Source organism: Latilactobacillus parafuchuensis, from assembly GCF_055271665.1.
In genome coordinates this window covers 325,567-347,310 of the sequence record NZ_CM143875.1, presented here as the reverse complement: position 1 = coordinate 347,310, position 21,744 = coordinate 325,567, and the positions used below count along the sequence as shown (strand labels likewise).

Annotated in this window: 16 protein-coding genes, 5 tRNA genes and 3 rRNA genes; 23 read left to right on the top strand and 1 reads right to left on the bottom strand. The window is 43.3% G+C overall.

Going from position 1 to position 21,744, the window contains the following annotated elements:
- Positions 1–19 precede the first annotated feature (19 nt).
- The 8 genes from ACVPPQ_RS01920 to ACVPPQ_RS01885 all read left to right on the top strand — a co-directional run bounded on the left by ACVPPQ_RS01920 (position 20) and on the right by ACVPPQ_RS01885 (position 7,190).
- A complete protein-coding gene (locus tag ACVPPQ_RS01920; protein WP_463495367.1) occupies positions 20–679 on the top strand; it encodes a YjjG family noncanonical pyrimidine nucleotidase in 660 nt (219 codons plus the stop codon).
- A gap of 24 nt (positions 680–703) precedes the next feature.
- Positions 704–1,978 carry a dicarboxylate/amino acid:cation symporter gene (locus ACVPPQ_RS01915; RefSeq protein WP_463495365.1) on the top strand — a complete coding sequence of 425 codons (1,275 nt, stop codon included), beginning with the start codon at positions 704–706 and terminating at the stop codon, positions 1,976–1,978.
- A 417-nt stretch (positions 1,979–2,395) separates the two neighbouring features.
- Positions 2,396–3,367 (top strand): mannose/fructose/sorbose PTS transporter subunit IIA, encoded by a 972-nt coding sequence (locus ACVPPQ_RS01910; RefSeq protein WP_463495363.1) that lies wholly within the window; start codon positions 2,396–2,398, stop codon positions 3,365–3,367.
- 48 nt (positions 3,368–3,415) lie between these two features.
- Positions 3,416–4,228, top strand: a complete 813-nt coding sequence (locus ACVPPQ_RS01905; protein ID WP_025083740.1) for a PTS mannose/fructose/sorbose transporter subunit IIC — start codon at positions 3,416–3,418, stop codon at positions 4,226–4,228.
- 17 nt (positions 4,229–4,245) lie between these two features.
- Positions 4,246–5,157, top strand: a complete 912-nt coding sequence (locus ACVPPQ_RS01900; RefSeq protein ID WP_463495361.1) for a PTS system mannose/fructose/sorbose family transporter subunit IID — start codon at positions 4,246–4,248, stop codon at positions 5,155–5,157.
- A 105-nt stretch (positions 5,158–5,262) separates the two neighbouring features.
- Complete coding sequence (locus ACVPPQ_RS01895; protein ID WP_463495359.1) at positions 5,263–5,637, top strand: DUF956 family protein; 375 nt, start codon at positions 5,263–5,265, stop codon at positions 5,635–5,637.
- 342 nt (positions 5,638–5,979) lie between these two features.
- Positions 5,980–6,822: a sulfite exporter TauE/SafE family protein gene (locus ACVPPQ_RS01890; RefSeq protein WP_463495357.1), complete on the top strand. Its 843-nt coding sequence runs from the start codon at positions 5,980–5,982 to the stop codon at positions 6,820–6,822.
- Positions 6,822–7,190 carry a DUF1634 domain-containing protein gene (locus ACVPPQ_RS01885; RefSeq protein WP_463495355.1) on the top strand — a complete coding sequence of 123 codons (369 nt, stop codon included), beginning with the start codon at positions 6,822–6,824 and terminating at the stop codon, positions 7,188–7,190. The genes ACVPPQ_RS01890 and ACVPPQ_RS01885 overlap by 1 nt, the downstream gene beginning before the upstream one ends.
- Before the next feature lie 51 nt (positions 7,191–7,241).
- Here ACVPPQ_RS01885 and ACVPPQ_RS01880 read toward each other — a convergent pair whose 3' ends face one another.
- The gene (locus tag ACVPPQ_RS01880; RefSeq protein WP_463495353.1) at positions 7,242–7,670 is read right to left on the bottom strand and encodes an SHOCT domain-containing protein; all 429 of its coding nucleotides are present in this window, start codon (positions 7,668–7,670) and stop codon (positions 7,242–7,244) included.
- A gap of 410 nt (positions 7,671–8,080) precedes the next feature.
- Between ACVPPQ_RS01880 and ACVPPQ_RS01875 the strand changes: the two genes are divergently transcribed.
- From ACVPPQ_RS01875 to ACVPPQ_RS01805, 15 genes are all read left to right on the top strand, one after another.
- Positions 8,081–9,283: a glycosyltransferase family 4 protein gene (locus tag ACVPPQ_RS01875; protein ID WP_025083745.1), complete on the top strand. Its 1,203-nt coding sequence runs from the start codon at positions 8,081–8,083 to the stop codon at positions 9,281–9,283.
- A gap of 86 nt (positions 9,284–9,369) precedes the next feature.
- Positions 9,370–10,386 carry a lysylphosphatidylglycerol synthase transmembrane domain-containing protein gene (locus tag ACVPPQ_RS01870; RefSeq protein ID WP_463495352.1) on the top strand — a complete coding sequence of 339 codons (1,017 nt, stop codon included), beginning with the start codon at positions 9,370–9,372 and terminating at the stop codon, positions 10,384–10,386.
- Between the two features lie 13 nt (positions 10,387–10,399).
- The gene (locus ACVPPQ_RS01865) at positions 10,400–11,278 is read left to right on the top strand and encodes an NAD(P)-dependent oxidoreductase (protein ID WP_463495350.1); all 879 of its coding nucleotides are present in this window, start codon (positions 10,400–10,402) and stop codon (positions 11,276–11,278) included.
- A 71-nt stretch (positions 11,279–11,349) separates the two neighbouring features.
- Positions 11,350–11,583 (top strand): YkuJ family protein, encoded by a 234-nt coding sequence (locus tag ACVPPQ_RS01860; protein WP_025083747.1) that lies wholly within the window; start codon positions 11,350–11,352, stop codon positions 11,581–11,583.
- Between the two features lie 210 nt (positions 11,584–11,793).
- Entirely contained in the window at positions 11,794–13,857 is a 2,064-nt protein-coding gene (locus tag ACVPPQ_RS01855; RefSeq protein WP_106483065.1) for an LTA synthase family protein, read from the top strand.
- Between the two features lie 131 nt (positions 13,858–13,988).
- Positions 13,989–14,435: a Fur family transcriptional regulator gene (locus tag ACVPPQ_RS01850; protein WP_463495349.1), complete on the top strand. Its 447-nt coding sequence runs from the start codon at positions 13,989–13,991 to the stop codon at positions 14,433–14,435.
- A 347-nt stretch (positions 14,436–14,782) separates the two neighbouring features.
- A 16S ribosomal RNA gene (locus ACVPPQ_RS01845) occupies positions 14,783–16,354 on the top strand.
- Positions 16,355–16,576: 222 nt separating this feature from the next.
- Positions 16,577–19,495: ribosomal RNA gene (locus ACVPPQ_RS01840) — 23S ribosomal RNA — on the top strand.
- A gap of 90 nt (positions 19,496–19,585) precedes the next feature.
- Positions 19,586–19,702, top strand: a 5S ribosomal RNA gene (rrf, locus tag ACVPPQ_RS01835).
- The 16S, 23S and 5S rRNA genes sit together here with 5 tRNA genes alongside, the layout of an rRNA operon.
- Positions 19,703–19,708: 6 nt before the next feature.
- Positions 19,709–19,781, top strand: a tRNA-Asn gene (locus tag ACVPPQ_RS01830).
- A 12-nt stretch (positions 19,782–19,793) separates the two neighbouring features.
- Positions 19,794–19,883: transfer RNA gene (locus ACVPPQ_RS01825), tRNA-Ser, on the top strand.
- Positions 19,884–19,900: 17 nt separating this feature from the next.
- Positions 19,901–19,972 (top strand) — tRNA-Glu (locus ACVPPQ_RS01820).
- Positions 19,973–19,975: 3 nt separating this feature from the next.
- Positions 19,976–20,048 (top strand) — tRNA-Val (locus ACVPPQ_RS01815).
- A gap of 11 nt (positions 20,049–20,059) precedes the next feature.
- Positions 20,060–20,133, top strand: a tRNA-Asp gene (locus ACVPPQ_RS01810).
- Positions 20,134–20,393: 260 nt separating this feature from the next.
- Positions 20,394–21,734, top strand: a complete 1,341-nt coding sequence (locus ACVPPQ_RS01805) for a PTS sugar transporter subunit IIC (protein WP_463495347.1) — start codon at positions 20,394–20,396, stop codon at positions 21,732–21,734.
- The last annotated feature ends 10 nt before the right edge of the window (positions 21,735–21,744 follow it).

Below are 21,744 nucleotides of genomic sequence, written 5' to 3'. Positions count from 1 at the left end.
CCGGTATTTATTTTTTGACATGGACAATACATTATTTGATTTTGATGCCGATGAAGATCAGGCATTAACGCAATTATTTGAAAAGCAACAGGTAGCTTTGACACCCACGCTCAAAGCTGATTACCAAGCGTTTAACCAGACGTTGTGGGTGCAATACGAACAAGGGACGCTTAAACGGGAAGCATTATTGAATACCCGCTTCGCGACTTTTTTTAAACAAGCTTTGAATTTAACCGTGGATGGGCCTACTTTATCGCACCAGTATTTAGCGAGTCTGGCACTCGGTCACGATTTAATGCCACAATCGCAACAGTTGATGACGGCCTTGGCGCAAACGGATGCTGAATTGTACGTGACGACTAATGGTGTGGCGCATACGCAATATCAACGGTTAATTGATTCGCAATTTAAATCTTATTTTAAAGGTATTTTCATCTCAGAGGAATTAGGTTATCAGAAACCCGATCCCGCCTATTTTGAGAAGGTCTTCCAACAAATTGAGGACATTGATTTAACCCAAGCATTAATTGTCGGAGATTCGTTGACTTCCGATGTTCAAGGGGGGCAAAACGTGGGCGTGGACACAGCTTGGTACAATCCGAACGGTGCCGTTAACACGAGCTCGACGATTAAACCCACGCATGAAATTAAGGAACTACTCGCACTATTGGCAATGTAAGCTTAAAAATTGGAGTGATAGACTGTGCAACATTATCGGTATTTTAGAATTAGTTTAGGTTGGCGGATTTTATTTGGGATTGCCTTGGGGTTAGTGGTAGGTGGCATTTTCTATCAGAATAAGGTCGCCATTGCAACGCTACAATCAATTGGCACGATTTTTATTAACTTAATCAAGATGATTGTCTTACCGATTGTTGTTTCGTGTTTGGTTGTCGGTATTGCGAAGATGGGGGACATTAAGAAGTTAGGCCGAATCGGTGGTAAAACGTTATTGTATTTTGAAATGATGACGACCATTGCGATTGCCCTAGGCCTATTAGTCGGTAATTTGACCAAACCGGGTCGGTTGATTGATATCCATAGTTTGAGTAAAGGTTCAATCGGTCAATATACAGCGGCCGCTAAGAGCGTTGGTAATCACGGCCTCGGGGATGTGGTGATGGGGATTGTGCCCACCAACATCTTCAAAGCGTTGACGGATGGCGAAATGATTCCGATTATCTTTTTCGTTGTTTTGTTCGGTCTGGGTTTAGCAACCTTTGGTAAACGCGCAGAACCGTTAATCAACGCGTTCGAAATGATTTCACAAGTCATGTTTAAACTGACCAACTGGATCATGCAACTGGCACCGATTGGGGTTTTCGCTTTAATTGGGGTCACGATTGCGCAGTTTGGCTTCAGTGCTTTAAAACCACTCGTTTTCTTCTTGGTGGTCTGTTACGCAACGATGATTTTCTTCGTCGTGGTGGTCGCGGGGCTAGTTGCCCGGATCTGGCACGTTAATATTCTCGAACTATTGAAGGTCTTTAAGGAAGAATTAGTTTTGGCCTTTTCAACGGCTAGTTCTGAAGCAGCGTTACCAAAAGTGATGGAAAAAATCCAAGATTACGGGGTGAGCCAAGGGATTGCCTCGTTTGTGATTCCAACTGGTTATTCGTTTAATCTGGATGGTTCGGCAATTTATCAATCACTAGCCGCACTATTTCTGGCGCAGGCTTACCACATTCATTTAAGCTTGGCACAACAGTTAACCTTATTGGTAGTCTTGATGATTACTTCTAAAGGGATGGCAGGCGTTCCCGGCGCGTCGTTCATTGTGTTACTCGCAACGATTACGACAATTGGGGTGCCCGCATCAGGGGTCGCCTTCATTGCCGGAATTGACCGGTTAGTCGATATGGGGCGGACCGCTGTTAACGTCATGGGCAATTCATTGGCGGCAGTGATCATTGCCAAATCAGAAAAAGAATTTGATGAAGCCAAACGTGATCAATATTTGGCTCAAATGAAATCATAAGCGTGACGACGATTAAATAAAAGCTAGGTTAGCCAATTATTGGGGGCTAACCTAGCTTTTTTGATTGGTTTAAAACGGGGGTGATAGTGTACACCGTTAAGCGTTAGCATCGGGTATATTTAGACTAATTCAATTTAATTGTTCAGTTACTTTTAGACTGCATTTTATGTGAAAAGAACAACAAAATGCGATGACCGCTGCTATCAAGACAATCTAGACCAATTTTAACAATAATGTAAAAATAATTAGACAGATTAGAAATTTGTGGTAAAATATATTCAGTAAAGCGTTTTAAGTGAAACGCTTTTAGCGTCAAGTTGATGATTAAAACGGCTAATGCCATTATATTTTTATTTTAAGTTGATAGCGTTTTATTATTAGCTCAACGCAACTATTTCTTATAAGGAGGTTTTGTTAATGGTTGGAATCGTTATTGCGAGCCATGGTGAGTTTGCCAAGGGCATCATGCAATCTGGTTCAATGATTTTTGGCGAACAAGAAAAGGTCCAAGCAGTTACTTTTATGCCGAGCGAAGGTCCCGATGATCTGAAAGCGCATTTAGAAGCAGCTGTTGCCAGTTTTGGTGAAGATGATGAAGTCTTGTTCTTAGTTGATTTATGGGGTGGGTCACCATTCAATCAAGCCAATGGTTTGTTTGAAGCTCATCAAGATAAGTGGGCAATTGTCACTGGTTTGAATTTACCAATGTTAATCGAAGCTTATGCCTCACGTTTATCAATGACTTCTGCTCATGAAATTGCTGCTCATATTCTTGGGGAAGCAAAAGCAGGCGTTCGGGTTAGACCTGAAGCATTGGAACCAGAAGAAGCACCAAAAGCGGCGGCTAAACCAGCCGTTTCAAATGCTGGGACACCTGGCAAAATGGAATACGCTTTAGCACGGATTGATTCACGTTTATTACATGGTCAAGTGGCAACCGCTTGGTCTAAATCAGTTAATCCTAGTCGGATCATCGTTGTTTCTGACGCCGTTGCTAAAGATGATTTACGGAAAAAATTAATCGAACAAGCGGCACCCGTTGGGATTAAAGCTCACGTTGTGCCAATCGATCAAATGATTAAATTAGCTAAAGATGATCAACATTTTGGTGGTCAAAAAGCATTGTTATTGTTTGAATCACCACAAGATGCGTTACGCGCAATCAAGGGTGGCGTGCCATTGAAGAGCTTGAACGTTGGTTCAATGGCTCATTCAACTGGTAAGGTTCAACCGAATAAAGTGCTTGCTTTTGATCAAGATGATATTGATACGTTCGAAGCTTTGAAAGAAGTTGGCGTTGAATTTGACGTTCGTAAAGTACCAACGGATTCAAAAGGCAACATGGCAGATATTCTTAAAAAAGCACAAAATGAATTAAACGGTAAATAAGACGTTTACTAAACGTCACTATCAGAAGAAAATGGAGGATTAATCATCATGGAATTGAATTTTATTCAAGTGATATTGGTCATGTTAATTGCATTTTTAGCTGGTGTTGAAGGTATTTTGGATCAATTCCATTTCCATCAACCCGTTATTGCATGTACATTAATCGGCCTTGTAACAGGTAACCTAATCCCATGCCTAATTTTAGGTGGGACACTTCAAATGATTGCTTTAGGTTGGGCAAATATTGGTGCCGCTGTTGCACCCGATGCCGCTTTAGCATCAATCGCATCTGCAATTATTTTAGTATTAGGTGGTCAAGGTAAAGCCGGCGTTTCTTCAGCAATCGCCATTGCCGTACCTTTGGCTGTCGCTGGTTTATTATTAACAATCATCGTTCGGACATTGGCAACAGGGATCGTTCATATTATGGATGCTGCTGCTAAAGAAGGTAACTTCCGCAAGATTGAATTGTGGCAATGGATTGCAATCGGTATGCAAGGTTTACGGATTGCCATTCCTGCAGGTTTAATCTTAGCTGTCGGTGCTGGCCCCGTTAAAGATATGTTGACAGCAATGCCAGCATGGTTAACAGACGGTTTAGCAATCGGTGGTGGTATGGTTGTTGCCGTTGGTTATGCAATGGTTATCAACATGATGGCGACTAAAGAAGTATGGCCTTTCTTCGCGATTGGTTTTGTTTTAGCAACTATTACTCAAATCACATTAATCGGACTTGGTGCAATTGGTTTAGCGCTTGCTCTTATCTATCTTGCTTTATCAAAACAAGGCAATTCAGGTAACGGCAATGGCGGCGGTGGTAACACTGGCGATCCAGTTGGCGACATCATAGACAACTACTAAGAAGGAGGTTCACAAAAATGGCAGAACAAATTAAATTAACTAAAAAAGATCGTATTTCTGTTTGGTGGCGTTCAACTTTCCTTCAAGGTTCTTGGAATTATGAACGTATGCAAAATGGTGGCTGGGCTTATTCAATGATTCCAGCAATTAAGAAATTATACAAAACTAAAGAAGACCGTTCGGCAGCACTTGTTCGTCACATGGAATTCTTTAATACTCATCCTTACGTGGCTTCACCAATCATCGGGGTTACTTTAGCACTTGAAGAAGAACGTGCTAATGGTGCACCCGTTGATGATGTGACTATCCAAGGGGTTAAAGTTGGGATGATGGGACCTTTAGCTGGTATCGGCGATCCCGTCTTCTGGTTTACTGTTAAACCAATTATCGGGGCATTGGCCGCTTCATTAGCCATGACTGGTAATATTCTTGGACCAATCATTTACTTCCTTGCATGGAACATCATCCGGATGTTATTCATGTGGTACACACAAGAACTTGGTTATAAAGCCGGTTCTAAGATTACTGAAGATTTATCTGGTGGGATCTTACAAGATATCACTAAGGGTGCTTCAATCCTTGGGATGTTCATCTTAGGGTCATTAGTTAACCGTTGGGTATCTGTTAAATTTACACCAACCGTTTCATCAGTTAAGTTAGACAAAGGTGCTTTCATTGAATGGGCTAAATTACCTGGTGGTGCTAAAGGCATCCAATCTGCTTTACAACAACAAGCTCAAGGTTTGTCTTTGACACCTGAAAAAGTAACGACTTTACAAGATAACTTAGATAGCTTAATTCCTGGTTTAGCAGGTTTGGCTTTAACATTATTCTGTATGTGGTTATTGAAGAAAAAGGTATCACCAATCGTTATTATTCTTGGCTTATTCGTAGTCGGAATTGTCTTCCATTTATTACAATTAATGTAAGCGAGTTTCGCTTTGACGACGCAGGAGACTGCGTCGTTTTTAATTAGGTAGAAATGCGAATTCGGCGTATAATAATGGCTGATACAGTATGGGAGAGGTGATCAAGTGGTAGAATCAATCAATAAAAAAGTGGAACTCGTTATTAAAGCCACGGCCTTTACGGGGTTAACCGATTATGGTCAAATTATGATCGGGGACCAAGGTTTTGAATTTTACAACGAACGGGATGCACGTAAATTTATTCAGATTCCGTGGAAAGATGTCGATTACGTGATTGCTTCAATCATGTTTAAAGGCAGGTGGATTCCGCGCTATGCGCTTAAAACAAAACAGAATGGTACGTTTACCTTTGCTTCTAAAGAACCTAAAAAGGTGCTACGGGCGGTTCGTGAACACGTACCAGCGGACCACATTGTCCAATCGTTAAGTTTTATGGACGTGGTTAAACGGGCGTTACATTTTAAACGAAAAAATAAATAAGTGTGTTGAGTTGCGGGTAGCAACTGAGCATTAATGATAAATAACCGATAATCTTGGTCTTAAGATTATCGGTTGTTTTAGATTAAGCGGAGGTTGTTGCAACTCAAAAGCACGTTAAGATCGAAGTGTGTTGAGTTGCGGGTAGCAACTGAGCATTAATGATAAATAACCGGTAATCTTGGTCTTAAGATTATCGGTTGTTTTAGATTAAGCGGAAGTTGTTGTAACTCAAAAGCTAATTTGTGACCGATAGTCTGACATGCTACAATAAAGCCAATATACGGGTTAGTTGATTGTAGACTGATTTGAGCTTGAATCAAGGTTAGAGGGGATTGGAATAAAATGCAACAGATTATATTATTATTGGCAGTGGGCGTGATTGCCGGGATTTTAGGGGCCATCTTAGGGATTGGTGGCGGGATTATTCTGACACCGGTTTTAACGTTGGCGATTGGGTTAGACATTAAATACGCGATTGGCGCCAGTATCATTTCGGTGATTGCGACGAGTTCGGGTGCGACGATTGCCTATTTGAAAGATGACATGTTGAATCTGCGGGTCGCGATGTTTCTAGAAATTGCGACCACGGTTGGGGCGATTGTCGGGGCTTTATTGACCGGCGTCGTGCCAACCGGGTTCTTATTTATTTTATTTGGAGCCTTCCTACTTTTTTCAACGTACAATATGGTTCAAAAATTACGGGGTAGAGCGGCTGAGAGTCAAAAAGGGACCACCGATCAATGGGCTAAAAAGCTGAATTTAAATGGCACTTATTACGATAAAGCCAACCAAGCACAAGTTGATTACGAAGTTGAAAAAGTCCCTGCCGGTTTTGCGATGATGTTTGGCGCCGGTATTGCATCGGGTTTGTTGGGCATTGGGAGTGGCGTGTTTAAAGTCACCGCGATGGATACGATTATGAAGATGCCCCTCAAACCATCGAGTGCCACCAGCAATTTAATGATGGGCGTTACGGCCGCCGCCTCAGCAACGGTTTATTTCTTTAGTGGGGCGATTTTACCGAATATTGCGGCACCGCTCGCGTTAGGGATTTTAGCCGGCGCAACGGTTGGTTCACGAATTATGCAATACTTACAACCGAAGTGGATTCGACTCATCTTTATTCCAATTCTCTTCTACATGGGCTTACAAATGGTCTTAAAAGGATTCGGGGTGCAAATCTAATGACGGATAGAAAAGCCGAAATGGCTGAAATTGAATTAGTGATTGGTAAAATTCTACGAATTGGCGTAATTGTTTCAGCGACGATTTTAATCATTGGGTTAGGTTTAATGATGGTTCACGGTGGGACGGGTTACGGTGAATATCAATTTCCAACAACCTTTACTGCGATTTTTCAAGGAATCGGGGCGTTAAAAGCCGGGGCCGTCATCATGCTAGGGTTATTTTGTTTAATCTTAACACCGGTGTTACGGGTCGTGGTGTCAATTTACGCCTTCGCCAAGGAACAAGATTATCTGTACGTTTGGATTACGGTCGTCGTCTTGGTGATTCTATTAATCGGGATGGCCATTGGGTTCATTAAACGCTAAATAGGTCAAAAAAGACGAATCAACCTTATTTTTTAGGCTGACTCGTCTTTTTTAATCTTCTAATTTTAAAATGCGTCGCTTCTTTTCTTCGAATTCTTCTTCGGTCATTAGTCCTTCATCGCGCATCTTGAGGTAGGCCATAATCAGTTCACCGGTTTTAACGTAACTCAAATCTTCTTCCGCAGGGCGTTCAAGGTAGTCGGCTAAAACCGTATAAATCCGGCGCAATTCGAGATTATCGTCAGTGTCAAAATCAATCACCACTTTTTCGAGGGCGTGATTCGGTTTTTGATAGAGGACTTGTAGATGACCGTGACGATAGGTCGCTTCGAAAAAACGGACCGATTTAATTTTGCTAAACGGAATTTCACGGTCTTCATTCTGCTTTTTCTTAAAAAGACTCGGGTAATGTAGGGCTAATATTTGTTCATCGTAAGTAATTTCTAGTTTTTGTGGTTTTTTAATCAGATAGGTCTGCATCAGCAAGCTCCTTTTAATAAAACTTAAGTAAAAGCAAGTCAGTTCTTAACAATCATCGACTAAACTTGTCTCTATCATAGTAGAGAAGGTCAGTAAATGGCAAGCGATTAAGCTAATTTACTGAAATTGGTGAGCAAATGAAATTTTTTACGGGCGTCCGTAACGGCCTATTATTGGCGTTACCACTGTGGAGTCTATTAGGATTATTGGTATATTACGGATTGCATTAAGTGGTTTAAGGTCAGAAAAGGTGATTTGCAATCGCCTTTTCTGATTTTTGTGGTGTTTATCGGTCTAAAGTCGGTTTTTTATGCTAGTATGAATAGACTACAATAAAGGACGATAATTGCATCTATCCGGTTAAATTATTATAATATAAACAACTGTCCAAAGATAAGGAGGAGGAACATTTGAATATTGGGATATTCACGGACACCTACTTTCCACAAGTGAGCGGTGTCGCAACCTCCATTAAAACGTTGAAAATGGCACTGGAAGAAAAGGGTCATTCAGTTTACATATTTACAACAACCGATCCACACGTCGATAAAGACGCGGTGGAACCAAATATTTTCCGCTTTGCGAGTGTGCCGTTTGTGTCATTTACTGATCGGCGAATTGCCGTGCGGGGTTTATTTCACGCGTACCAAGTTGCTAAGGAATTAGATTTAGATATCGTCCACACGCAGACTGAATTTTCGATGGGCTATATTGGTAAATTCGTGGCGAAGAATCTAAAAATTCCGTGTCTCCACACTTACCACACAATGTATGAAGATTATTTGCATTACGTGCTAAACGGTAAATTACTACGGCCTTACCACGTTAAACAGATGAGCAAAGCTTTTCTATACCACATGTCTGGGATTGTGGCGCCTTCGGAACGGGTATCGGGGACGTTGAATCGCTATGGGGTTAAAGCGCCGATTCGGATTATTCCGACGGGTGTTGATATTAGCCGTTATGAACAACAGGTGACCGTCGATGTTCGGGCGGCGCTCGGGATTAGACCGGAACAACCCGTCTTATTATCACTCAGTCGGGTCGCTTACGAAAAACGGATTGATATTTTAATCGATGCCTTACCAAAATTAGTCGCACAAAAGCCAAACTTGATGTTGGTCATTGTCGGTGAAGGGCCAGCGCGTGAAGATTTAGAAGCGCAAGTCGCTAGACTGCAGATGACCGATCACGTGATTTTCACTGGGATGGTTGATAATGATGACGTCACGAATTATTACCACATGGCTGATTTATTTGTATCGGCGAGTGATTCTGAATCACAAGGTCTTACGTATATCGAAGCGATGGCGGCGCAACGTAAGATTGTGGTCATGACGAGTCCGTATGCCGGTGATTTATTAACGGATCCATCGATTGGGACGACGTTTACGACGGAAACGGAAATGATTCATCAAGTGCTTAATTATTTGAACCATCCAACGGCTTTTGATGATCCAGCGCCGCGCCAGCAGAAGCTTTATACAATTTCTGCGGATTATTTTGCCCAACAGATGATTGCTTTTTATAAGCAATCCCAAGTGATGTATGATGAATTTCATTTGGACCAGGATGATTTGATGGAATTAGAAGATTTAGATTCTAAGAAATAAAGCCGGTTGTGGCTAAACTGTTGATTGTGGAATCAGCAGTTTTTTATTGAGTTAATCTGGCCAACAATCAGAAAAAAGGGTCGTTTATGAGTAGAGTAAATAAAATTGTGTTTGTCGTGATGTTAGCAATTGGCTGTGGCATCTTTGCTTACGAAAGTCGTAGTCTCAATTTCAACCAGTTGGTGGGGGATGTTAGCCGGTTAAAATGGGGTTGGTTATTGGTGGCGTTAGCCTGCATGTTAATTTCGTGGGGCTTTGAAGCGGTTGTTCTGCGGGTCTTCTTAAAGGGGCGGACGGAACAGTTTAATGTCCATAACGCGGTACGGATTCCGTTGATTGAACAGTTATTTAACGCAATTACGCCGTTTTCAACCGGTGGCCAACCCGCACAATTAGTGGCGTTGATGCAATCGAAGGTCGAAGCCGGTCAAGCCAGCTCGGTATTATTGATGAAATTTATCGTGTACCAATTCATGGTGCTCGTCAATTTTCTATTGAGTATGATTGTCGGTTTTTCGCAAGTCTCGAAACATTTTGGGACGTTGTCGATTCTAATCAGTTTCGGCCTAATCATCCACGTGGTGGTGTTAGCCGCTTTGTTGTTGATTATGTATTACAACCGGTTCACGAAACAATTGGTGCGGTTATTATTAATTCCGGTCGGCTGGTTCGTCTCGCAAAAACGGGTGGCAACTTGGCACGCGTTGTTATTGGTCAAAATCGATACTTTTTACGCCGAGAGTCTCCATTTGAAACGAGAACCGGTTAAATTATTGAAGGGTTGCCTATTAACCCTCGGGCAATTGGGATTCTATTACAGTGTGCCGTATTTTGTATTGTTAGCGCTCGGTGCACAAAATGTGAATTACTTACAAGTTATGGTTTTACACATCATGATTGTCATGATTGTCTCGTTATTTCCCATTCCAGGTGGTTCGGGCGGTGCGGAATACAGTTTCAAGACCTTATTTGCCACTTTTTCACTCAGTTCCAGTAAACTGGTGTTAGCGATGTTACTTTGGCGATTATTCACTTACTATCTCGGGATGTTTATGGGGATTATAGCGTTAGCGGTGAAGCCCAAGTTAACCACCAAAAAATAGGAGGTTTTTCAAGATGCAACCAACAATTGGTTTTATTGGTACCGGTGTGATGGGCAGTAGTATGGTTAAGAATTTACTGAAGGCGGATTATGCGGTCACGGTCTACAATCGAACGAAGCATAAAACGGATGCGTTGGTCGCACTGGGGGCAAAATGGGCGGATAGTCCAGCCGCAGTCGCCCAACAAAGCGACGTCATTTTATCAATTGTTGGTTATCCACAGGATGTGGAAGCCATCTATTATGGTGAACAAGGCCTATTTAGTGTCGCCCAACCAGGTCAAATCTTAGTTGACATGACGACTAGTACACCGACGCTTGCCCAGAAAATTGCGGTTAGCGCAACTGAAAAAGGCATTCAAACGCTGGATGCGCCAGTTTCCGGTGGCGACATTGGCGCGCAAAAAGGGACTTTAACGATTATGGTCGGCGGCGATCAAGCGGCTTATGACCAAGTTTTGCCAATTTTTGAAGCGATGGGGCAAAGCGTCCATTATTTCGGTGCGGCCGGTAGCGGTCAACACACGAAGATGGCCAACCAAATTATGATTGCGGGCACGATGACCGGTATGACCGAAATGTTGGTTTATGCTAAAGCGGCCGGTTTGGATTTAGAAGCGGTGTTAAAGACCGTCAACGGTGGCAGTGCGCAAAATTGGAGTTTGGCGAATTATGGTCCGCGGATTCTGGCGAACGATTACACACCCGGCTTTTTTGCCAAGCATTTTCTGAAAGATTTAAAGATTGCTTTAACGGAATCTGAAAAGATGGGCTTGACCTTGCCAGCGACCCACCAAGCCAAGAAACTATACGCACGGCTAGTCAATGAAGAGCAACTCGGTGACGATGGCACGCAAGCTTTAATTAAGTTATGGTGGACATCTGTAAAATAATTGCATATAAACGGTGCAGACGAGCCTGTTTTCTGATAAACTGTAAGTTAGTTATTAAAGGAGGCTTCGCCATGCAATCATCACAGTTAGTTGCGATTATCAAACGTCTGGTAGCAATGCAAGAAGATCAAAGCGCTGAGGTTCAAGAAAGACGTTTTGAAAAGGCCGGCGATTTAAAGGCTACCGTTAGCTATGATCCACAAACGCTAGCATTTGAATTTGAAGATAGCAACACACATCAGAAATTTCAATTTGACAATATTGATTTAGTTGCAATGGAACTTTACGATTTATTAGCAGACTAAGTAATTAACCATTGAGTAAGCCAATACTTGGTGGTTTTTTTTTGATTTAAATTGGTAGTAACGGTCGGTTGGATTTCTTAAAAATGGGTAAACATTTCTGATGAAACACGGTTATACATTGATTTTTAAGTGTGAGATGTGTAAACTAACTGTCAGATTGTCAACGGCTTTTATAAGCTTAAACGACCTTTAACGGAGGCTATTGTATCGATGAAACAAGTTAGTCAAAAAATTCAAGCTGGACTGAGTACACGTTGGGGCTTTTTCCTCTTCGCGGTCGGATTGTTCTGGCTCAAAACAATTTATGCGTATCAAACGAAGTTTAATTTAGGTGTCAAAGGTGGTATGCAAGCCTTTCTCATGACGATTAATCCAATCCCAACAACCCTATTGTTGTTTGGGATTGCGTTGTTCATGAACGGCCGTAAATCATATATCACCTTGATCGTCGTGGATTTGATCACGTCGGCGTGGCTATTTGCCAATATTTTATACTATCGTGAATTCTCAGATTTCTTAACCTTCACGTTGATGAAGGGTTCTAGTTCAGTTTCCAATAACCTGGGTAAGAGTATTGCGGGAATTATTGAATATTCAGATTTCTTAGTTTTTGCGGATGTCGTGATTCTGATCATCCTGTTAGCGACGAAACTGATTAAGATTGACCGCAGTATTTTCATGAAACGGAACGCTTTTGCAATTACCGGTTTATCCGTCGTTTTATTCGGCGCAAACCTCGGGATGGCCGAAGCGGATCGTTCAGGGTTATTAACGCGGACGTTTGATAATAACTACATCGTTAAGTATCTAGGGATGAACGCCTATACGGTATATGATGGGGTTAAAACGACCAAGAATAACGCGATTAAAGCCAATGCGGATAGCAGTAGCATGAGTAGCGTTTTGAAATACTTAAAAGAAAATCGCGTGTCACCGAACGTGGAATACACGGGTGTCGCTAAAGGCAAAAACGTCTTTGTGATTCATCTTGAAAGTTTCCAACAATTTTTAATTGATTATAAGTGGGATGGCCAAGAAGTCACGCCGAATATCAACAAGTTGTACCATGAATCGGATACGTTGAGTTTTGATAACTTCTTTAATCAAGTGGGTCAAGGTAAAACGGCCGATGCTGAATTAATGCTTGAAAACTCATTGTTTGGGCTTCAAGAAGGGGCTGCCATGGTGACGCAAGGGACGACCAACACGTTCCAAGCTGCACCAGCGATTCTAGATCAACAAGGGTATACAACCGCCTCTTTCCATGGGGATGTGCCAAGTTTCTGGAACCGGGATAACACTTATAAGTCATGGGGCTATGATTATTTCTTTAGTTCTCAATACTTTAAAGAAGGTAAAGGCTACAATGTCGGTTATGGTTTGAAGGATAAGATCTTCATGCAGGATTCAGCGCAATACGTCGAACAGTTACCGCAACCGTTTTATGCGAAGCTGATTACCGTGACCAACCATTATCCATACCTATTGGATAAACAGAATCAATCGATTGCTAAGACGGATACCGGCGACGATACCGTTGATGGCTATGTTCAAACCGCAAAATATTTGGATCAAGCTTTAGGTGAATTCATGACTTGGATGGAAAAGACCGGTCTTGATAAGAATAGTATGGTCGTCCTTTATGGTGATCATTACGGTATCTCGGGGAATCATAAGAAGGCCGTTGCGAAGTTATTGGGTCAAGATAAGTTTACCGATTTCGATAACGCGCAGTTCCAACGCGTGCCATTCATGATTCATATGCCAGGGCTTAAAGGGGGCGTCAACCACACTTATGGTGGTGAAATTGACGTCTTACCAACCTTATTAAACCTCTTAGGGGTTAAAAACGACGATACAATTCAGTTTGGTTCGGATTTGTTAGCGGCCAATCGGAATCAAACCGTCGCCTTTCGAAATGGGGACTTTGTCGCACCGGATTATACGAAGGTCGGCAGTACCTACTATGATACGAAGACGGGTAAAGCTCTCACGAAATTAACCACGAAACAAAAACAACGGGTCTTAGTGTTGAGTGAACACGTCACGGAGGAACTCTCATTATCCGATAAGGTTATCTCCGGTGATTTATTACGTTTCTACACGCCAGTTGGGTTTGAAGATCCAGATAAATCGCAGATTAGTTATAAGGTAACGGACGCTAAAGCACAATTGAAAGCGGCCAATAAGAAGAGCAAGACTAGTGTCATTCAACAAAATGGTGGCAAATCGACGATGAACCTTTATCAGACGGATGCACCAGAATTGAAATAAGATTGAGAACTCACTGAGAAGTGGGTTCTTTTTTTATTGTTCTTTTTACTTGTCAGAACGGCTAAAAAAAGGTACGATAACAACATAAATACGCACATGAGAATGATTATCATTAAAAGGAGGGGTTTTAGATGAGTCAAGAAATTGTGCAACGGACACTACGCAAGTTAAAAGAAAATAACGTCCGGATTACACCCCAACGTCAAGCCGTCTTGGAATTTATGATTGGCACTCACGCACACCCAACAGCCGATGATGTCTATCAAGCTTTAGCGGGTCGCTTTCCGAATATGAGTGTGGCGACGATTTACAATAATTTACGCTTGTTCACCGAGCTAGGGCTAATCGAAGAGATGGCTTACGGGGATGCGTCTAGTCATTTTGATTTTGCACAGACGAAACATTACCATGCAATCTGCGATCGTTGTGGTAAGGTCGTTGATATCTTTTATCCGGGATTAGACGATGTCGAAGTGGTTGCGCACCATTTAACGGGTTTTAACGTCACTGGTCACCGGATGGAAGTCCATGGTATCTGTCCAGAATGTCAATTGAAACAAACGTCGCTAATTGATTAAATGTATATTTAAAAAAAATCAAAAAAATTAGCAATATTTACTTGACGATGTCGTTAGATGTTGGTATAGTATTATTTGTTGTCAGCAAGACAAACGTTAAACACTGATGGAAATGCATAAGCAATCTCGATAATGAATATTTATTCAAATAATATTTATAAAAAGATTGACAAATATTTTTAAAACGTGCTATACTAATCTAGCTGTTTCAACAACAGTAGATCTTTGAAAACTGAACAAAGTTTCGACAAATCAAATGTGTAGGGTCGCCCTTCGGGGCACAACATATTTGCGAAGTCAATTCGCTAGCAAATAAATTAAGTAACAAAAACAAGAGCTACAAACTTTTAATTGAGAGTTTGATCCTGGCTCAGGACGAACGCTGGCGGCGTGCCTAATACATGCAAGTCGAACGCACTCTGGAACTGATTGAAGAAGCTTGCTTCTGATTGAAGCTCATTTGAGTGAGTGGCGGACGGGTGAGTAACACGTGGGTAACCTGCCCTAAAGTGGGGGATAACATTTGGAAACAGATGCTAATACCGCATAAAACCTAGCACCGCATGGTGCAAGGTTGAAAGATGGTTTCGGCTATCACTTTAGGATGGACCCGCGGTGCATTAGTTAGTTGGTGAGGTAAAGGCCCACCAAGACTGTGATGCATAGCCGACCTGAGAGGGTAATCGGCCACACTGGGACTGAGACACGGCCCAGACTCCTACGGGAGGCAGCAGTAGGGAATCTTCCACAATGGACGAAAGTCTGATGGAGCAACGCCGCGTGAGTGAAGAAGGTTTTCGGATCGTAAAACTCTGTTGTTGGAGAAGAATGTATCTGATAGTAACTGATCAGGTAGTGACGGTATCCAACCAGAAAGCCACGGCTAACTACGTGCCAGCAGCCGCGGTAATACGTAGGTGGCAAGCGTTGTCCGGATTTATTGGGCGTAAAGCGAGCGCAGGCGGTTTTTTAAGTCTGATGTGAAAGCCTTCGGCTCAACCGAAGAAGTGCATCGGAAACTGGGAAACTTGAGTGCAGAAGAGGACAGTGGAACTCCATGTGTAGCGGTGAAATGCGTAGATATATGGAAGAACACCAGTGGCGAAGGCGGCTGTCTGGTCTGTAACTGACGCTGAGGCTCGAAAGCATGGGTAGCAAACAGGATTAGATACCCTGGTAGTCCATGCCGTAAACGATGAGTGCTAGGTGTTGGAGGGTTTCCGCCCTTCAGTGCCGCAGCTAACGCATTAAGCACTCCGCCTGGGGAGTACGATCGCAAGATTGAAACTCAAAGGAATTGACGGGGGCCCGCACAAGCGGTGGAGCATGTGGTTTAATTCGAAGCAACGCGAAGAACCTTACCAGGTCTTGACATCTTCTGAAAATCTTAGAGATAAGACGTTCCCTTCGGGGACAGAATGACAGGTGGTGCATGGTTGTCGTCAGCTCGTGTCGTGAGATGTTGGGTTAAGTCCCGCAACGAGCGCAACCCTTATTACTAGTTGCCAGCATTTAGTTGGGCACTCTAGTGAGACTGCCGGTGACAAACCGGAGGAAGGTGGGGACGACGTCAAATCATCATGCCCCTTATGACCTGGGCTACACACGTGCTACAATGGATGGTACAACGAGTCGCAAAACCGCGAGGTTAAGCTAATCTCTTAAAACCATTCTCAGTTCGGATTGTAGGCTGCAACTCGCCTACATGAAGCCGGAATCGCTAGTAATCGCGGATCAGCATGCCGCGGTGAATACGTTCCCGGGCCTTGTACACACCGCCCGTCACACCATGAGAGTTTGTAACACCCAAAGCCGGTGAGGTAACCTTCGGGAGCCAGCCGTCTAAGGTGGGACAGATGATTAGGGTGAAGTCGTAACAAGGTAGCCGTAGGAGAACCTGCGGCTGGATCACCTCCTTTCTAAGGAATAATACGGAAAACCTTGTACATTTGTTAGCGTCGAAACTTTGTTTAGTTTTGAGAGGTCTACTCTCAAACTTTGTTCTTTGAAAACTGGATAATAAGTAATATTAGATTTAAAAGCCGAGAAAAACATTGCGTTTTAAAGAGTTTTTTAATAGAAGTATGAATTAGTTCATATCGCTAAACTCAAATAATAACCCTTTACCGTAGGTAAAGATAGGTTAAGTTATAAAGGGCGCACGGTGGATGCCTTGGCACTAGGAGCCGATGAAGGACGGTACTAACACCGATATGCTTCGGGGAGCTGTAAGTAAGCTTTGATCCGGAGATTTCCGAATGGGGGAACCCAATACCTTTAGTCGGGTATTATCATTAAGTGAATACATAGCTTAATGAAGGTAGACGCGGGGAACTGAAACATCTAAGTACCTGCAGGAAGAGAAAGAAAAATCGATTCCCTAAGTAGCGGCGAGCGAACGGGGAAAAGCCCAAACCAAGAAGCTTGCTTCTTGGGGTTGTAGGACAGAACATTGGAGTTACCAAGTTAAGTTGTAATCGAATCAGCTGGGAAGCTGAGTCAAAGAGTGTGATAACCACGTAGATTAAACAACTTAACCTCCGTTCTGGATCCTGAGTACGGCGGAACACGTGAAATTCCGTCGGAATCCGGGAGGACCATCTCCCAAGGCTAAATACTCCCTAGTGACCGATAGTGAACAAGTACCGTGAGGGAAAGGTGAAAAGCACCCCGGAAGGGGAGTGAAATAGATCCTGAAACCGTGTGCCTACAATTAGTCAAAGCTCGTTAATGAGTGATGGCGTGCCTTTTGTAGAATGAACCGGCGAGTTACGTTTATATGCGAGGTTAAAGTGAAAAGCTGGAGCCGTAGCGAAAGCGAGTCTGAAATGGGCGAGTGAGTATATAGATGTAGACCCGAAACCAAGTGACCTACCCATGTCCAGGTTGAAGGTGTGGTAAAACACACTGGAGGACCGAACCCACGTCAGTTGAAAATGGCGGGGATGAGGTGTGGGTAGCGGTGAAATTCCAAACGAACTTGGAGATAGCTGGTTCTCTCCGAAATAGCTTTAGGGCTAGCCTCGGAATATTGGATCATGGAGGTAGAGCACTGTTTGGACTAGGGGCCCGTCTTGGGTTACTGAATTCAGATAAACTCCGAATACCATTGATTTAGTTCCGGGAGTCAGACTGCGAGTGATAAGATCCGTAGTCGAAAGGGAAACAGCCCAGATCACCAGTTAAGGTCCCAAAATTTATGTTAAGTGGAAAAGGATGTGGCGGTGCACAGACAACTAGGATGTTGGCTCAGAAGCAGCCACCATTTAAAGAGTGCGTAATAGCTCACTAGTCGAGTGCCGCTGCGCCGAAAATGTACCGGGGCTAAACATAATACCGAAACTGTGGGTGGACACGTAAGTGTCCGCGGTAGGAGAGCGTTCTAAGGGCAATGAAGCTAGATCGTAAGGACTAGTGGAGCGCTTAGAAGTGAGAATGCCGGCATGAGTAGCGAAAGATCAGTGAGAATCTGATCCACCGTATGACTAAGGTTTCCTGGGGAAGGCTCGTCCTCCCAGGGTTAGTCGGGACCTAAGGCGAGGCCGAGAGGCGTAGTCGATGGCCAACAGGTTGATATTCCTGTACTAGTTTATTTTGTTTGAACGATGGAGGGACGCAGGAAGCTAAGGAAAGCACACGACTGGAAATGTGTGTCCAAGCAACGAGTCTTGAGTTGAGTGAAATGCTTGATTCTATAAGGACAAGTTGTGATGGGGAGCGAAATTAAGTAGCGAAGTTCCTGATGTTACACTGCCGAGAAAAGCTTCTAGTGAGAAATAAACTACCCGTACCGTAAACCGACACAGGTGGTCGAGGAGAATATCCTAAGGTGAGCGAGTGAACTCTCGTTAAGGAACTCGGCAAAATGACCCCGTAACTTCGGGAGAAGGGGTGCTGACCGTCAGGTCAGCCGCAGTGAATAGGCCCAAACAACTGTTTATCAAAAACACAGGTCTCTGCAAAATCGTAAGATGACGTATAGGGGCTGACGCCTGCCCGGTGCTGGAAGGTTAAGAGGATGAGTTAGCGCAAGCGAAGCCCAGAATTGAAGCCCCAGTAAACGGCGGCCGTAACTATAACGGTCCTAAGGTAGCGAAATTCCTTGTCGGGTAAGTTCCGACCCGCACGAAAGGCGTAATGATTTGGGCACTGTCTCAACGAGAGACTCGGTGAAATTATAATACCCGTGAAGATGCGGGTTACCCGCGACAGGACGGAAAGACCCCATGGAGCTTTACTGTAGCTTGATATTGAGTGTTTGTATAGTTTGTACAGGATAGGTAGGAGCCGTAGAGATCGGAACGCTAGTTTCGATGGAGGCGTTGGTGGGATACTACCCCAACTGTATGACCACTCTAACCCGCGTCACTTAGCGTGACGGGAGACAGTGTCAGGTGGGCAGTTTGACTGGGGCGGTCGCCTCCTAAAGTGTAACGGAGGCGCTCAAAGGTTCTCTCAGAATGGTTGGAAATCATTCGTAGAGTGTAAAGGTATAAGAGAGCTTGACTGTGAGATTGACAAATCGAGCAGGGACGAAAGTCGGACTTAGTGATCCGGTGGTTCCGTATGGAAGGGCCATCGCTCAACGGATAAAAGCTACCCTGGGGATAACAGGCTTATCTCCCCCAAGAGTCCACATCGACGGGGAGGTTTGGCACCTCGATGTCGGCTCATCGCATCCTGGGGCTGTAGTCGGTCCCAAGGGTTGGGCTGTTCGCCCATTAAAGCGGTACGCGAGCTGGGTTCAGAACGTCGTGAGACAGTTCGGTCCCTATCCGTCGCGGGCGCAGGAAATTTGAGAGGAGCTGTCCTTAGTACGAGAGGACCGGGATGGACATACCTCTGGTGTACCAGTTGTTCCGCCAGGAGCATCGCTGGGTAGCTATGTATGGAAGGGATAAACGCTGAAAGCATCTAAGTGTGAAGCCCCCCTCGAGATGAGATTTCCCATTCCTTTATGGAAGTAAGACCCCTGAAAGATGATCAGGTAGATAGGCTAGGAGTGGAAGTACAGCGATGTATGGAGCGGACTAGTACTAATCGGTCGAGGACTTAACCAAAGGTGCAATGTTTTGGGCTTTTGAGATGATATTACTTATTATGCAGTTTTGAGAGAACGAAGTTCTTCTCAGTGCGAATAGCACAAATAGTGTGGTGGCGATAGCAAGAAGGATACACCTGTTCCCATGTCGAACACAGAAGTTAAGCTTCTTAGCGCCGATAGTAGTTGGTGGGAAACTACCTGCGAGGATAGGACGTTGCCACGCTGTTATTCCGGTTTAGCTCAGTTGGTAGAGCGCATGACTGTTAATCATGATGTCGTCAGTTCGAGCCTGACAACCGGAGTTATAATCATTTGGAGAGTTGTCCGAGCGGCCGAAGGAGCATGGTTGGAAACCATGTAAATGGGTTTTACCTGTTTCGAGGGTTCGAATCCCTCACTCTCCGTTAGAGAATGATAATATGGCCCGTTGGTCAAGTGGTTAAGACACCGCCCTTTCACGGCGGTATCATGGGTTCAAATCCCGTACGGGTCATTTGGAGGTTTAGCTCAGCTGGGAGAGCATCTGCCTTACAAGCAGAGGGTCACAGGTTCGAGCCCTGTAACCTCCATTTTTTTATCCGGTCGCATGGTCTAGCTGGTTAGGACGCCTGCCTGTCACGCAGGAGATCACGGGTTCGAGTCCCGTTGTGACCGTCAATTTATTAATCGTTATCAAAAGACATTGTTTCTACAATGTCTTTTTTTGTGCATTCTAATAGATAATAAGATAGTAAAAGTAACAAGCCTGTGAAATTATATTTCTGAATATAAATATAAATATTGAAATTATTATTTATTAAGTTATAATTAAATTGTAGTTTAGAAAGCGCTTTCTGAATGAGCAAGTGTTGGTTAGAATTGATAATGGATTTACTGGCTGATTTTTGGGAACTCATTTTTCAAGGAGGTAGAAAATGAAAAAATTGACATCTTTTATTGAAAGACGTATTGCGCCATCATTAATTCGCTTTGCAAATTTGCGTTATATTCAAGTCATTCAACGTAATGGTTTAGGTATCATGAGTTTGCTCGTGATTGGGTCAATGTTTTTATTGGTAGCATCATTTCCTTACCAACCGTATTTGGATTTATTAGGTGAATTTCGTTGGAAGATTGCGGCTGCTTCCGGTGTAGGGACAGCCTATATTGCGCTGTACACCGTTATCACAACGGCCTATGCAACGGTTGAATGGTACAATAAAAATAAGAATGAGAATACCGATATTATGCAACCGATGATTCTAGCCGTAGCTTCTTGGTTTTTATTGAATCCTGCACAAAATGTACAAACTCTGGCAGGTGTCACACCAAAAGAAATTGCTAAAAGTGCTCAGTCAATTGCGGATGGCACAACGACCGCGACGCTATTTTCCGGTGTACCAACAATGTACCAAGGGGCATTGGGCGTTTTTGCCGCAATTGTTGTCGCGATTACAACCATTGAATTATATCGGTTCTTTGTTCGTCGTAATTGGACGATTAAACTGCCTGAAAACGTCCCACCAATGGTTTCAAACGCGTTTAGTGCATTAATCCCCAGTTTTTTAGTTGTGACATTCTGGTGGTTGATTGGATCAGTCTTTACTATCAATATTCCTGAGTTGATTATGAATCTATTTCAACCGCTTGTGGCCGTTGGGGATACACCGATTGCAATGTTAATTGCAACGACGTTGAATCGGATTCTCTGGTCCGTTGGTATTCATGGTGGCAACATTGTTAGTGGGGTTGCTGGCACCTTTTGGACACAGATGGTTGCAGAAAATCAGACAGCATTTCAGCTTGGAAAGGCAATTCCTCATATTTATACGAGTGTCTTCCAAGATAATTACATCATGATTGGGTTAGCGCCATTATGTTTAGCGTTACTATTGGCAAAATCAAAACGGTATAAATCAATGGGGGGCTTGGCTGTTGCGCCAGCACTATTTAATATTGGTGAACCATTAATCTTTGGTTTACCAATTATGTTAAATCCCTTAATGATGATTCCCTTTGTTTTAGGCCCCATTATTATGAATATACTAGCGATTATATTTGTAACAATCAAATGGATTCCTATTCCGGTTTTATCAATACCGTGGATAACGCCAGCCCCAATTAAAGCCTTTTTATCAACTGGTGGTGATTGGCGGGCTTTAATTTTTGTTCTGGCAGGTTGGGTCCTTAATTTCTTTATTTTCTATCCATTCGTGGTGGCTTTAGACCGACAGGAAGCTATATCTGAAAAGGCACAATCAAAAACACAGGAATAATTCATTGCGA